Here is a 12,141-nt window from a genome sequence, read left to right as displayed (position 1 = left end):
CGGGTTCAGCCTTCTCTAAACGCGCCATGGCCGAAGCGTCTCCCCTAGCGCCTGCAATCATCCTGAACGCGACGCAGCTTGCCGAGAATATCGGAGCCACGGCGCGCGTGATGGCCAATTTCGGCCTTTCGGATCTCAGGCTCGTGAACCCGCGCGACGGCTGGCCGCAGGAGCGCGCCTGGGCCCTGGCGTCGGGCGCGGAGTGGCCGCTGAACGCGGCGCGGGTCTACGACAGCGTCGCGGCCGCCGTCGCGGACCTGCAGGTGGTCTTCGCCACGACGGCCCGGCCGCGCGAGCTCACCCTTCCGGTGGTCACGCCACGCGCCGCCGCGGCCGAACTGCGGGCGGCGGCCGTCCAGGGACAGCGCACCGGCCTGCTCTTCGGCGGCGAGCGGGCGGGGCTCGAGACCGCCGACATCGCGCTGTGCCAGGCGGTGGTGACGATCCCCATCGACCCGAGGTTCCGGTCGCTGAACCTGGGCCAGGCCGTGGCCATCAACGCCTACGAGTGGCGCACCGCCGAGCTCGACGCCGCCCCGGCGAACTTCCGCCCCGCGCCCGAGCCCGCCACCGGCGAAGCCCTGCTGGGCCTCTACGAGCATCTGGAGCGCGAACTCGAGACGGCGGGCTTCTTCCATCCGCCGGAGAAGACGCCGAACATGATCCAGAACCTCCGCTCGGCGCTGGGCAAGGCGCGGTTCACCGACCAGGAGGTGCGCACCCTCCGTGGCGTGATCACGGCCCTGTCGCGCGGCCGCGGCAAGGTGCTCGAGAAGATCGCGCGGAAGACGGGGCGAGACGCTTGAGCCTGCGCGCGCTTCTGGACGGCCTGCCTATCCCCATCCTGCAGGCGCCGATGGTGGGGGCCTCGCTGGACGGGCTCGCGCTGGCGGTCAGCCGGGCCGGCGGCCTGGGCTCGCTCGCGGCCGGCGCCCTCGCGCCCGCGGACATCGGGCCGGCGGTGGCCGCGATGAAGCGGGCGACCGATCGGCCCTTCGGCGTCAACCTGCTGATGGCGCCGCGCGCGACGCCCGACGCGGCGGACGTCGCCGCCGCCCTGGACCGACTGGCCCCCTGGTACGCCGAACGCGGCGAACCATTGCCGGCCGTCCCCAACCAGTTCGCGCCGGACTTCGAGGCGCAGCTCGCGGCGGTGACCGAAGCGGCGCCCGCCGTGGCCTCCTTCACCTTCGGCGTGCTCGGCCGCGCGCAGGTCGAGGCGCTGCAAAGCGCCGGGACCTATGTGGTGGGCACAGCCACGACGGTGGCCGAGGCGGTGGCCTGGGCCGAGGCCGGAGCCGACGGGATCTGCGCGCAAGGCTTCGAGGCCGGCGGCCACCGGGGCCACTTCCTGGCCGAGCTCGAGGCGAGCCTCGTGGGGACCATGGCGCTGGTGGCGACGGTTCTGGCGGCGGTGGACCTGCCGGTGATCGCGGCGGGCGGCGTCATGGACGGCCGCGGCGTGGCGGCCGCCCTGGCCCTGGGCGCCTCGGCCGCGCAGATGGGCACCGCCTTCCTGCTCGCCGACGAAGCGGTGACCGCGGAGCCCTGGCGGCGGGCGATCCGTGAGGCCGGCGACGAGCCCACCCGCCTGACCCGCGCCTTCACCGGCCGCTACGCCCGCGGCGTGGAGAACAGGTTCATGCGTCTGATGCATGGGGTCGAGGCGGACGTCCCGGCCTATCCTGTTCAGAACCGGCTGACCCAGCCGCTGCGCGCCTCGGCCGCCAGGGCCGACGATCCGGAGATGATGTCGCTCTGGGCCGGGCAGGCCGTGCGTCTGGCGCGGGACGGGTCGGCCGAGGAGATGGTCCGCCGCTGGTGGGCCGAGGCGCGCGCGGCGGCGAAGGACCTCGCCGCGCGGACGGGAGGGGTGGAGTGACCGACCTTCGGACGGCGGCGCGCGAGGCGTTCGTCTATGGGCTGCCGCTGATCGAGGTGGCGACGACGCGCCAGCGCGGCATGGCGCTGGGACAGTCGATGGGGGCGTTCACGCATGTGCGGAACCTCGCCAATCACCGGCACCGGGCGGTGACGACGCCCAACACCGACACGCTCTACTCGACCGCCCACGTGGACCTGTCGGTCGGGCCCGTGACGATCACCCTGCCGGCGGCCGGCGACCGCTACCTGTCGCTCGCCCTGATGGACGCCTACACGAACAACTTCGCCATCCTGGGCACACGCACGACGGGGCCGGACGGAGGCACGTTCCGCCTCGTGGGGCCCACGGACGCCGCGGAGGGCGCCAACGTGGTCCGGTCGCCCACGAGCCATGTGTGGGCGCTTGCGCGCATTCTCGTCGACGGCCCCCACGACCTGGAGGCCTGCCGCGCCGTGCAGGCGGGCATTTCCATGCAGGCGCCCGAGACGCCCTGCCCGGGGCCCTACGCCGCCCGCACCGCGGACTGGCGCGAGCTGTTCCAGGCCATCGCCGACCTGCTCGCCGCCAATCCGCCCCCCGCCACGGACCTCGCCAAGCTGCGCGAGATGGCCCCGCTGGGCCTGACGAACTTCGATCCGGCCCGGTTCGGCCCGGCCGACGTGAGCGAGATCGAGGCCGGCCTGGCCGAGGGCCGCAAGGCGGTCCGGGGCCGTGGCGGCCTCGGGGGCGGCGCGATGATCGACGGCTGGAGCTACCCGACGGCCCGCCTGGGCGATTTCGGCCAGGACTACGGCCTGCGGGGGACGGTCGCACTGAGCGGCCTTGCCGCGCTTCCGCCGGAAGAGGCCATGTACATGCAGGCGGGCGGACCGAGCGGCCTGTTCGACGGAACGAGAGCCTGGCGCCTTCACTTCCCGGCGGATGCGCCGTTGCCGGTGAATTCCTTCTGGTCGCTGAGCCTGTACGAGGCGATGGACGACGGGCAGTACTTCTTCACCGACAATCCGCTGAACCGCTACGCCATCGGCGACCGTACGCCCGGCCTGGCGAGGAATCCCGACGGCTCGCTCGATATCTGGATCGGCCATGAGAACCCTGGCGCCGGGCGGGAGGCCAACTGGCTGCCGGCGCCGGCCGGACCGTTCGCGCTGTTCCTGCGCGCCTACCTGCCCCGGGCCGAACTGCTGAGCGGCGCCTACCGCGTGCCGGCCGTCGTGGCGGCGTAGGCCGGGGCCCCGCCGGACGAACGCGCCGCGCCCTTGGCCCGCGGCCGGGCTGTCGCCATCGGGTAGCCCAGCTCCGCCAGGTCCAGGTCGCGCAGGCGGGCCGTCTCGGCGTTACTCGGGGCGAAATAGCTCCGGATGTGCGCGACGTTCGCCGCGCCCAGGATCGCCTCGGCCGAACCGCCGCGGTCGAAGGCCGACATGGCCTGGAGCAGGCGACGTCGAAGTTCGTAGAAGCCGGGAAGGCTGACGATCCAGGTCTTGTCGGTGACCGAGCGTGCGGTGAACAGGCCTGTCGCGCGCCCGACCAGCAGCGTGGTCGGTCCGAAGGAGCCGTTCGGCCGGTGACGGACCGCCTGGTCCGCGTCCACGATGAGGCCCGCCTCCCGCGCGTACCGGTCTAGGAAGGCCGCCGGATCGCGGCGAAGGTCCTCGTAGGTCATCACGGTGACGTTCCGCCGACCGAAAAGCTCGTCGTAGAAGCCGATCAGGTGGTGGTAGGCGAAGTGCTCGAATGCGAAGGCCGGAGCCTTGTAGGGGTGCCGCCGCGCCCCGGTGAGGTGACGGGCCGGGAAGAGGTAGCGGCCGGGCGCATGGGTGCCGCCCGCGCGAACGTACTGCACATAGCTCGCGGCGATCGCCTCGGGCTGGGCGCGGATGACGATCACGATCCGCGCGTCGGGCAGGGTGGCGTGGATCCGGCGCGCGGCCTCGGGCGCCATGAGGCCGTGCAGGCCGCCGTTCTGGATGTAGCCCGAGAGGTTCTCCTCGCAGACCGCGACCGGGCGCGGATCGGACGGGCACGCCAGCGCGCGTCGCGCGGCGAGCGGATCGAAGGCGAGTCCCCAGGGGTCGAGGAAGACCTGCCGCGCGACGGCTCTCCGGACCCAGCGGTGGCTGGTCGCCTGCGGATAGACGTGCCGCTGGAACCACGTGGTGGCCGTCTTGTGGTAGCCGATGTGCACGATCGGGCGCGGACCGGCGGCCGTCGGATGAACTGAGAGGGCCAATAGAAGCCTTCGGTCGGATGCGTCCTGACGCAAGAACCCGCAATCGCCGCCTCGGTTGCAGCGCTTGACTTCTCGGGGGCCCGAAGCCATAGACCGCGGCTTCCTGCCGCCGGGCCCGCCCGCGCGGACGGAAACCTATGACGGGCAGATGCGAAGCCGCCGTTGAAATCGCGATCTCCTTTTCGAGAGGTCGCCGGCCCGCGTCGACGAGAGTGAACGAATGTCCAAGCGCCATAGCGCCAAGTACAAACTCGACCGCCGGATGGGCGAAAACGTCTGGGGTCGTCCGAAGTCTCCGATCAACACCCGCGCCTACGGCCCCGGCCAGCACGGCCAGCGCCGCAAGTCCAAGGTCTCGGACTTCGGCCTGCAGCTGCGCGCCAAGCAGAAGCTGAAGGGCTACTACGGCAACATCACCGAGAAGCAGTTCGTCCGGATCTACCAGGAAGCGTCGCGCCGCAAGGGCAACACCTCCGAGAACCTGATCGCCCTGCTCGAGAGCCGGCTGGACGCGGTGGTCTATCGCGCGAAGTTCGTGCCGACCCCCTTCGCCGCCCGCCAGTTCGTCAACCACGGCCACGTGCTGGTGAACGGCAAGCGCGTGAACATCGCCAGCTACCGCGTGAAGCCGGGCGACGTCGTGTCGGTCCGTGAGCGCTCGCGCAACATGGCCCTGGTGCTCGAGGCCCTTCAGTCGGCCGAGCGGGACACGCCCGAGTACATCACCGTCGACGGCAAGGCCATGAGCGCCACCTTCGTGCGCGCGCCCGAGCTGTCGGAAGTGCCGTATCCGGTGAAGATGGAACCGAACCTGGTGGTCGAGTTCTACGCGTCCTGATCGACGCCGCCGTATCGCGTTTGCGAGGGCCCCGGAGCGATCCGGGGCCCTTTGCTTTTGCCGCCATCCGTGCGGGACTGCGGCGATGGACCGACGCCTGTTCCTGCTGGCCGCCCTGGCGTTGACCGGCTGCGCGACCGGCGGCGTGCGCGTGGTCGCGCCGGCGAACCCCGCGCTCGCCGAACTCGAGCCCCTCTACGCCGCCGTGGCGGGCAAGGACGGCCTGACGATCAGCGTCGCGTCGAACGGGTGCACGGTGAAGGCCGACTTCGCTTTCTACGTCGAGCGGAAGGGCGACGCCCTGACCGTCGCGTTCGGACGCCGGCGCATCGATGCCTGCCGCACGGTCGTCATGGGACGGACCGACCTGACCTTCACCTGGGCGGAGCTGGGCGTCCCGCCGCGCACGCCCGTGTTCCTACTGAACCCGCTGCTGGGCTGGACCGGGCCCGGCTGAGGCGTCCTCGGCCTCGGCGTAGGCGATCTCGAACCGCTCGCGGGGCAGCGCCGTGGGGTGCTCGACGTTCAGCCACGCGATCATCTTCTCGCGGACCTCGCAGCGCAGGTCGAAGGCGTCGCCCGAGTTGGCGGCGCTGACCAGGATGCGGACCTCCATGGTGCGCTCGCGCGCGTCGGTGACCTGGACCCCCTTCACCTTGCCGTCCCACTTCGGATTCTCGGCGAGGATGTGGTCCAGCCGCCCGCGGATCGCGTCCACCGGCGTGCTGTAGTCCACGTAGAGCATCACCGCGCCGAGGAGGTCGGCCGACTCGCGCGTCCAGTTCTGGAAGGGCTTCTCCAGGAAGTACTTGAGCGGCACCACGAGGCGGCGGAGGTCCCAGATCTTCACCACGACATAGGTGGAGGTAATCTCCTCGACCCGGCCCCACTCGCCCTCCACGATCACCGCGTCGTCGATGCGGATCGGCTGGGTGAGGGCGATCTGCACCCCGGCGAGCAGGTTCGAGAGCACCGGCTGCAGCGCGAGGCCGACGATGATGCCCGCCGCGCCGCCGGCGGCGAGCAGGCTGACGCCCAACTGGCGCACGCCGGGAATGGTCATGAGGGCGAAGGCGGCGGTGAGCAGCACCACCAGGGTCGTCATGGCGCGGCGCAGGATGCGCACCTGGGTGAGGTGCTTGCGGGCGAGCAGGTTGTCGGACACGTCGACGCGATAGCGCCGCAGGTAGAGCGCCGCGCCGATGTCGAGCGCGGTCATGGCGGCGAGGCCCACGAGCACGATGAAGGCGATCAGCAGCCCGTGCTGGACCAGCGAGGCCTCGCGCGCTGGGAGGGGGGCGACGTGCACCGCCCAGCCGATGGCGCCGATGCACAGCGCCAGGCGCGCCGGCCGTCGCGTGCGCAGCAGCAGGGGGCGCCAGAAGGACTGCTCCGAGCGCAGGCGTTTGCGGAAGAACCGCACCATCGCGCCGTAGAGCACCAGCGCCACCGCGAGGGCGAGCGCGATGAGGAGGAGGCTGAAGACCCAGGTGGGAGCCCAGTCGAAGCGGGCGCCGAGGGCGCGCACAGTGTCGTCGAAGTCCATCGGCCTGCGGGAGCTGTGGGTGGGCCTAGGAAAACCCCCGGCGGCGCGGTTCGTTCACCCCCTCGGGCCTGCCGGGATCAGGTGAAGAGCCCGGTGATCCACTCGGGAACGCGCCGCGGCCGCCCCGTCGCCTGTTCGATCAGCACCCAGGTCGTGACGACCTGGGCGCACATCGCGCCGTCCGGACCGTCGATGCGGATGAAGCGGTCGAAGCGGGGGCCGCCGGCGGTCTCGGCCACCCAGGTTCGCCCCTGGGCGGTCTCGCCCAGCTTCAGTTCGCGGCGGTAGTCGATCTCATGCCGCAGCGCGACCCACGCCCACTGGGCCTGCGCGTCGGCCGGCGCGAGGCTGCGCCAGTGGGCGACGCCCAGGTCCTGCGCCCAGCGCAGGTAGACCACGTTGTTGACGTGACCGTTCTCGTCGATGTCGGCAGGCTGAGGCTCGAACGCGAGGCGGAAGACCTGGCGGCCCTCCGGCGGCTCGAGCAGTTTCGTCACGCGCCGATCAGGCCCTGCTGCTCCAGCATGGTCTTGAGTTCGCCCGACTGGAACATCTCGCGGACGATGTCGCAGCCGCCGACGAACTCGCCCTTCACGTAGAGCTGCGGGATCGTCGGCCAGTCCGAGAACGTCTTGATGCCCTCGCGCAGCGCATCGCTCTGCAGCACGTCGACGCCGACGAAGTCCACGCCGAGATGGTCGAGGATCTGCACCGTCACGGCGGAGAACCCGCAGCGGGGCTGCTCGGGCTCGCCCTTCATGAACAGAAGGACCGGATTCTCGGCCACCGACTTGGCGATCCAGTCGTGGACGGGGTTCGAGGTCGCGGTGTCGGTCATGTCAGTCGCCCTTTCGGCGCGGATCGGTCGGGCAGAAAGTGGGGAAGGCGTCAGCCGGGGTCAAGCGCGTCAGGCGGGCGCGGACGTCTCGAGCGCCAGAGCGTGCAGTTCGCCCCCCATCCTGCCCTTGAGGGCGGCATAGACGAGCTGGTGCTGCCGCACGCGCGGAAGGCCCGCGAAGGCTTTCGAGACGATCCGGGCCTTGTAGTGGTCGCCGTCGCCGGCGAGGTCGGTGACCTCGATCGTGGCGTCGGGGAAGCCCTCGCGCAGGGCGGCTTCCAGGTCGGGCTGGGACATCGGCATGGGCGAGGACTTAGGCCCGCGCCCCGCCGAGGTCCAGTGCCGGAACGACCAGGGCCGCTGCTCAGTCGATGATCGACGAGTAGACGATGCTCTTGAGCTGGCCGCGGAAGTTGAAGGTGCCCGAGGGCATGAGCTGGGTCATGAAGACGACGCTCAGGTCCTCCTTCGGATCGACCCAGAAGATGGTGGAGGCCGCGCCGCCCCAGTAGAAGTCGCCCGCGCCCAGGCCGCCGGCCGCGACCTCGTCCAGGGAGCTGGCGAAGCCCAGGCCGAAGCCCACGCCGTCGTAGGCCGTCTCCGAGAAGCCGCCGATGGCCAGCTCGGTGAGCTGCTTGCCGCCGGGCAGGTGGTTCATGTGCATCATCGCTACCGTCCGGGGCCCGAGGATGCGGGCGCCATCCAGCTCGCCGCCGCGCCGCAGCATCTCGCAGAAGCGCAGGTAGTCGGCCATCGTCCCGGTGAGGCCGCCGCCGCCGGACTTGAAGCCCGGCTCGTGGCGGAAGGGGCTGGTCTCGGGATCGTCGATCACCTTCAGCTTCTTGTCGGGGCCGCGCTGGTAGTTGGCGCAGAACCGGTCGAGCTTCTCGGGCGCCACCTGGAAGGCGGTGTCCTTCATCCCGAGCGGCTGGAAGATGACCTCCTCGAGGTACTGCGCGAACGGCTTGCCCGAGATGAGCTCGACGAGGGCGCCGCAGACGTCGGTCGCCAGCGAGTACATCCACGCCGTGCCGGGCTGATAGCGCAGCGGCACACGCCCCAGCTTGTCCATGAACTCGGCCATGGTGTCGCGGCCGTCCAGGGACCGGATCTTGAGTTCGCGGTAGATCTTGTCGATCGGGTGCTGCAGGCCCACGCCGGGCAGGCCGCCGCCATAGGTGAGGCCCGCGGTGTGCGCGAGCACGTCGCGGAAGGTGATCGGACGGGTCGGCGCCTCGGTCACCATGCTCTCGCCTTCGCCCGAGACCCAGACGCGGTGGTTCTTCCACGAGGGCACGACCCGGCTCACCGGGTCGTTCAGCTGGAAGTAGCCCTGCTCGTAGAGCGTCATCAGGGCCACCGACGTGATCGGCTTGGTCATCGAGTAGATGCGGAAGATGGCGTCGTCGCGCATCGGCCTGTTGCGCTCGAGATCCATCGAGCCCAGCGAGCGCTGGTAGGCGAGGTGACCATGGCGGGCGACCGCGACCTGGCAGCCGGCGATCTTGCCGGGGGCGATGTAGTTGCGCTCCAGGTGCTCGGTGATCCGCTCCAAACGGGCGGCGTCCAGGCCGGTCCACTGCGACTGGGCGTCCATCAAATTCCTCCCGGAGTATGGTTCTCGTCTTGAATGCGGGCATCATGGGCCCCGAACACGCGTTTGGGGAAGAGGACACGATGGACGAACTGGAGGCGCTGGCCGCGGAGATCGGGGAGATCCTGAAGGCGCGGGGCCAGAAGATCGCGGTGGCGGAGAGTTCGTCGGGCGGCCTGATCTCGGCGGCGTTGCTGAGCGTGCCCGGCGCCAGCGCCTACTACCTGGGCGGGGCGGTGGTCTACACCCCGAAGGCGCGGGTCCTCCTGACCGACATCCCCCGCGAGGCGCTGGAGGGCATGCGCTCGGCGAGCGAGCCTTATGCCCTGCTGCTGGCCCGCAACCAGGTCGAGCGGTACGGCGCGGATTGGGGGATCTCGGAAACCGGCGCGGCGGGTCCGACCGGCAACGGCTACGGCGACGCCGCCGGCCACACCTGCGTGGCCGTCGCCGGTCCCCTGGAGGCCGTGCTGACCGTCGAGACGGGCTCGGCCGACCGGAGCGCCAACATGCGCGCGTTCGCCGCGGCCGCCCTGGACCTGCTCAAGCGCGCGCTGCAGGCGTAGACGCGGCATGGCCGAAGCCTTCAACGAGACGGTGCTGCCCGACGCCAAGGCCGAGCGCTACGCTGCGGTCGCCGACGAGATCGCGGCCGTCCTCGACGGCGAGCCGAACCTCACCGCGCGCATGGCGACGGTGGCGTCCATGCTGGCCAACAGCTTCGAGGACTATTTCTGGACCGGCTTCTACGTCGTCGATCCCGCGAAGGGCGACGAGCTGGTGGTGGGGCCCTACCAGGGCACCCTCGGCTGCCTGAGGATCGCGTTCGGCCGGGGAGTCTGCGGGACGGCGGCGGCAGCGCGCACGACCCAGGTGGTGGAAGACGTCCACGCCTTCCCCGGCCATATCCCCTGCGACAGCCGCTCGGCCAGCGAGATCGTCGTGCCCGTGTTCGGTGCGGAGGGCGAGCTGATCGCAGTGTTCGACGTCGATTCCGAGCGCCCGGCCGCCTTCGACGACATCGACCGGAAGTGGCTCGAGCGCATCCTGGCCGAGACGTTCGCGCGGCGCTGAAGGCGGCCGCGTTGTCTTCCGTAGCGGCGCCCGCGTAGAGCGCTGCGCGACGCGCGGGCCTCCGTTCCGGCCCTGCGCCGCAGCAAACGGAGAGCAACATGGCCGAGGCCTACATCGTCGCCGCATCCCGCACCGCCGGTGGCCGCAAGGGCGGCCGCCTGCGCGACTGGCACCCCTCCGACCTGGCCGGCAAGGTCCTGGACGACCTGGTCGGCCGCACGGGCATCGATCCGGCGGTGATCGAGGACGTGATCATGGGCTGCGTGACCCAGGCCGGGGAGCAGTCGACCAACATCGCGCGCAACGCCGTGCTGTCGTCCAGCCTGCCCGAGAGCGTGCCCGCCACCTCGGTCGATCGCCAGTGCGGCAGCTCGCAGCAGGCCCTGCAGTTCGCCGCCCAGGCCGTGATGAGCGGCACCATGGACGTCGTGATCGCCTCGGGCGTCGAGAGCATGACCCGCTGCCCCATGGGCATGTCGGTGGTGCTGCCGATGAAGGCCGGCATGGGCGTGCCGAAGAGCCCGCGCCAGGAAGAGCGCTATCCGAACATCCAGTTCAGCCAGTTCGCCGGCGCCGAGATGGTGGCCAAGAAGTACGGCCTGACCAAGGACCAGCTCGACGAGTACGGCTTCCTGTCGCACCAGCGGGCCATCGCGGCCACGCAGGCCGGCGCCTTCAAGGACGAGATCCTGGTGGTCGACGGCAAGGACGCCGAGGGCAACGTCGTGCGCCATGACGCCGACGAGGGCATCCGCTTCGAGGCCAGCCTGGAAGCCATGAAGGGCGTGAAGCTGCTGCAGGAAGGCGGCGCGATCACCGCGGCGACCTCGAGCCAGATCTGCGACGGCGCCTCGGGCGTGATGGTCGTCTCCGAAAAGGCGCTGAAGGAGCACAACCTGACGCCGATGGCGCGCATCCACCACCTGTCGGTGATGGGCCACGACCCGGTGATCATGCTGGAAGCCCCGATCCCGGCGACGGCGCGGGCCCTGAAGAAGGCCGGCATGTCGATCGACGACATCGACCTGTTCGAGGTCAACGAAGCTTTCGCCTCGGTCCCGGTGGCGTGGCTGAAGGAGCTGGGCGCCGATCCGGACCGCCTGAACGTCAACGGCGGCGCGATCGCCCTGGGCCACCCGCTGGGCGCCTCGGGCACCAAGCTGATGACCACCCTGCTCAACGCCCTGAAGGCCCGCGGCAAGCGCTACGGGCTGCAGACCATGTGCGAAGGCGGCGGCCTGGCCAACGTCACGATCGTCGAGCGCCTCTAGCGCCCGGCGCCGAAATCGGCTTTCGAGGAATGGCCGGGGCGACCCCGGCCATTTCCATGTCCGAGGAGACCATCATGGCCGGCCGCGTCATCGCCATCACCGGGGCCTTCGGCATCCTGGGGACGTCGGTCGCCCGGGCGGCCGCGGAGCAGGGCGCGAGCCTGGCGCTGATCGACGCGGCGAAGGCGCCCCAGGGCGTCGCCGGGGACGCGCTGGTTCTGGCCGAGGTCGACCTCGCCGACGCCGTGAAGGCCGCCGCCGCCATGGCCGCCGTCGGCGAGCGCTACGGCCGGATCGACGCGCTCCTGAACATCGCGGGCGGCTTCGTCTGGGAGAAGATCGAGGGCCAGGATCCGTCGCGCTGGGCAGACCTCTTCAAGCTCAACGTGGTGACCGCCGCCAACGCCAGCCGTGCGGCCATCCCCCACCTGCGCAAGAGCGCCGCCGGCCGGATCGTCAACGTCGGTTCGGCGGCCGCGCTGAAGGCCGGCCTCGGCATGGGCGCCTATGCCGCCGCCAAGGCGGGCGTGCACGCGCTCACCCAGTCCCTGGCCGAGGAGCTGAAGGGCGACGGCATCACCGTGAACGCCGTCCTGCCCTCGATCATCGACACCCCGGCCAACCGCGCAGACATGCCCGACGCCGATCCCGCCCAGTGGGTCGCGCCGGCGGACCTCGCCGCCGTGATCCTGTTCCTGGCCGGCGAACGCGCCACCGCCGTCACCGGGTCGCTGGTCCCGGTGACCGGCCGCGTCTGACCCCGGATCGCGGCCGCCGCACCGACCCTTCGAAAAAACGGCGCGTCAGGTTATCGGCGGTAGCTTAGCCGTTCGAAGCGCGCGAAAGTGGGGCCCGGGAGGGA

The 12,141-nt window shown here is 71.0% G+C and carries 15 protein-coding genes; 9 read left to right on the top strand and 6 right to left on the bottom strand.

All coding sequences use genetic code 11. From position 1 onward, the window contains the following. Positions 1-26: 26 nt before the first annotated feature. The 3 genes from AC2D8W_RS04015 to AC2D8W_RS04005 are packed head-to-tail and all read left to right on the top strand — an operon-like array spanning position 27 to position 3,111. Positions 27-806, top strand: a complete 780-nt coding sequence (locus tag AC2D8W_RS04015; protein ID WP_293486067.1) for an RNA methyltransferase — start codon at positions 27-29, stop codon at positions 804-806. Then, on the top strand, positions 803-1,882 hold the full coding sequence (locus AC2D8W_RS04010) for an NAD(P)H-dependent flavin oxidoreductase (protein WP_484670425.1): 1,080 nt from the start codon (positions 803-805) through the stop codon (positions 1,880-1,882). The genes AC2D8W_RS04015 and AC2D8W_RS04010 overlap by 4 nt, the downstream gene beginning before the upstream one ends. Then, entirely contained in the window at positions 1,879-3,111 is a 1,233-nt protein-coding gene (locus AC2D8W_RS04005; protein WP_484670424.1) for a DUF1254 domain-containing protein, read from the top strand. The genes AC2D8W_RS04010 and AC2D8W_RS04005 overlap by 4 nt, the downstream gene beginning before the upstream one ends. Here the strand turns inward: AC2D8W_RS04005 and AC2D8W_RS04000 are convergent. Continuing rightward, positions 3,081-4,118, bottom strand: coding sequence for a sulfotransferase (locus AC2D8W_RS04000; protein ID WP_484670423.1), 1,038 nt, complete (start codon positions 4,116-4,118; stop codon positions 3,081-3,083). The two genes, AC2D8W_RS04005 and AC2D8W_RS04000, sit on opposite strands and share 31 nt — an antisense overlap. 220 nt (positions 4,119-4,338) lie before the next feature. On the opposite strand from AC2D8W_RS04000, the gene rpsD reads away from it, so the two are divergent. Beyond that, positions 4,339-4,956, top strand: a complete 618-nt coding sequence (rpsD, locus tag AC2D8W_RS03995; protein WP_293486061.1) for a 30S ribosomal protein S4 — start codon at positions 4,339-4,341, stop codon at positions 4,954-4,956. Between the two features lie 85 nt (positions 4,957-5,041). Beyond that, positions 5,042-5,413, top strand: a complete 372-nt coding sequence (locus AC2D8W_RS03990; RefSeq protein WP_484670422.1) for a hypothetical protein — start codon at positions 5,042-5,044, stop codon at positions 5,411-5,413. Here the strand turns inward: AC2D8W_RS03990 and AC2D8W_RS03985 are convergent. The 5 genes from AC2D8W_RS03985 to AC2D8W_RS03965 all read right to left on the bottom strand — a co-directional run bounded on the left by AC2D8W_RS03985 (position 5,375) and on the right by AC2D8W_RS03965 (position 8,937). Next, positions 5,375-6,502, bottom strand: a complete 1,128-nt coding sequence (locus tag AC2D8W_RS03985) for a mechanosensitive ion channel family protein (protein WP_484670421.1) — start codon at positions 6,500-6,502, stop codon at positions 5,375-5,377. The genes AC2D8W_RS03990 and AC2D8W_RS03985 overlap by 39 nt on opposite strands. Positions 6,503-6,579: 77 nt before the next feature. Beyond that, entirely contained in the window at positions 6,580-6,999 is a 420-nt protein-coding gene (locus AC2D8W_RS03980; protein ID WP_484670420.1) for an acyl-CoA thioesterase, read from the bottom strand. Next, positions 6,996-7,340: a Grx4 family monothiol glutaredoxin gene (gene grxD / locus AC2D8W_RS03975; protein WP_484670419.1), complete on the bottom strand. Its 345-nt coding sequence runs from the start codon at positions 7,338-7,340 to the stop codon at positions 6,996-6,998. Before grxD ends, AC2D8W_RS03980 begins: the two co-directional genes overlap by 4 nt. A 69-nt stretch (positions 7,341-7,409) precedes the next feature. Continuing rightward, complete coding sequence (locus AC2D8W_RS03970; RefSeq protein ID WP_293486052.1) at positions 7,410-7,643, bottom strand: BolA family protein; 234 nt, start codon at positions 7,641-7,643, stop codon at positions 7,410-7,412. Positions 7,644-7,704: 61 nt separating this feature from the next. Continuing rightward, complete coding sequence (locus AC2D8W_RS03965; protein ID WP_484670418.1) at positions 7,705-8,937, bottom strand: serine hydrolase domain-containing protein; 1,233 nt, start codon at positions 8,935-8,937, stop codon at positions 7,705-7,707. A gap of 80 nt (positions 8,938-9,017) precedes the next feature. Between AC2D8W_RS03965 and AC2D8W_RS03960 the strand changes: the two genes are divergently transcribed. From AC2D8W_RS03960 to AC2D8W_RS03945, 4 genes are all read left to right on the top strand, one after another. After that, entirely contained in the window at positions 9,018-9,500 is a 483-nt protein-coding gene (locus AC2D8W_RS03960; RefSeq protein WP_484670417.1) for a CinA family protein, read from the top strand. Between the two features lie 7 nt (positions 9,501-9,507). Beyond that, the gene (locus AC2D8W_RS03955; protein ID WP_484670416.1) at positions 9,508-10,008 is read left to right on the top strand and encodes a GAF domain-containing protein; all 501 of its coding nucleotides are present in this window, start codon (positions 9,508-9,510) and stop codon (positions 10,006-10,008) included. A gap of 98 nt (positions 10,009-10,106) precedes the next feature. Beyond that, positions 10,107-11,279 carry an acetyl-CoA C-acetyltransferase gene (locus AC2D8W_RS03950; protein ID WP_293486043.1) on the top strand — a complete coding sequence of 391 codons (1,173 nt, stop codon included), beginning with the start codon at positions 10,107-10,109 and terminating at the stop codon, positions 11,277-11,279. Between the two features lie 74 nt (positions 11,280-11,353). Then, positions 11,354-12,037: an SDR family NAD(P)-dependent oxidoreductase gene (locus AC2D8W_RS03945; protein WP_484670415.1), complete on the top strand. Its 684-nt coding sequence runs from the start codon at positions 11,354-11,356 to the stop codon at positions 12,035-12,037. The last annotated feature ends 104 nt before the right edge of the window (positions 12,038-12,141 follow it).

The organism is Phenylobacterium sp. T106 (assembly GCF_057219735.1).
This window is presented reverse-complemented; position numbering and strand designations above follow the sequence as displayed.

Coding starts and splice junctions, on each gene's coding strand:
- AC2D8W_RS04015 (WP_293486067.1), top strand. CDS start 27: ATGGCCGAAGCGTCTCCCCTAGCGCCTGCAATCATCCTGAACGCGACG.
- rpsD (WP_293486061.1), top strand. CDS start 4,339: ATGTCCAAGCGCCATAGCGCCAAGTACAAACTCGACCGCCGGATGGGC.
- AC2D8W_RS03990 (WP_484670422.1), top strand. CDS start 5,042: ATGGACCGACGCCTGTTCCTGCTGGCCGCCCTGGCGTTGACCGGCTGC.
- AC2D8W_RS03985 (WP_484670421.1), bottom strand. CDS start 6,502: ATGGACTTCGACGACACTGTGCGCGCCCTCGGCGCCCGCTTCGACTGG.
- grxD (WP_484670419.1), bottom strand. CDS start 7,340: ATGACCGACACCGCGACCTCGAACCCCGTCCACGACTGGATCGCCAAG.
- AC2D8W_RS03970 (WP_293486052.1), bottom strand. CDS start 7,643: ATGCCGATGTCCCAGCCCGACCTGGAAGCCGCCCTGCGCGAGGGCTTC.
- AC2D8W_RS03965 (WP_484670418.1), bottom strand. CDS start 8,937: ATGGACGCCCAGTCGCAGTGGACCGGCCTGGACGCCGCCCGTTTGGAG.
- AC2D8W_RS03960 (WP_484670417.1), top strand. CDS start 9,018: ATGGACGAACTGGAGGCGCTGGCCGCGGAGATCGGGGAGATCCTGAAG.
- AC2D8W_RS03955 (WP_484670416.1), top strand. CDS start 9,508: ATGGCCGAAGCCTTCAACGAGACGGTGCTGCCCGACGCCAAGGCCGAG.
- AC2D8W_RS03950 (WP_293486043.1), top strand. CDS start 10,107: ATGGCCGAGGCCTACATCGTCGCCGCATCCCGCACCGCCGGTGGCCGC.
- AC2D8W_RS03945 (WP_484670415.1), top strand. CDS start 11,354: ATGGCCGGCCGCGTCATCGCCATCACCGGGGCCTTCGGCATCCTGGGG.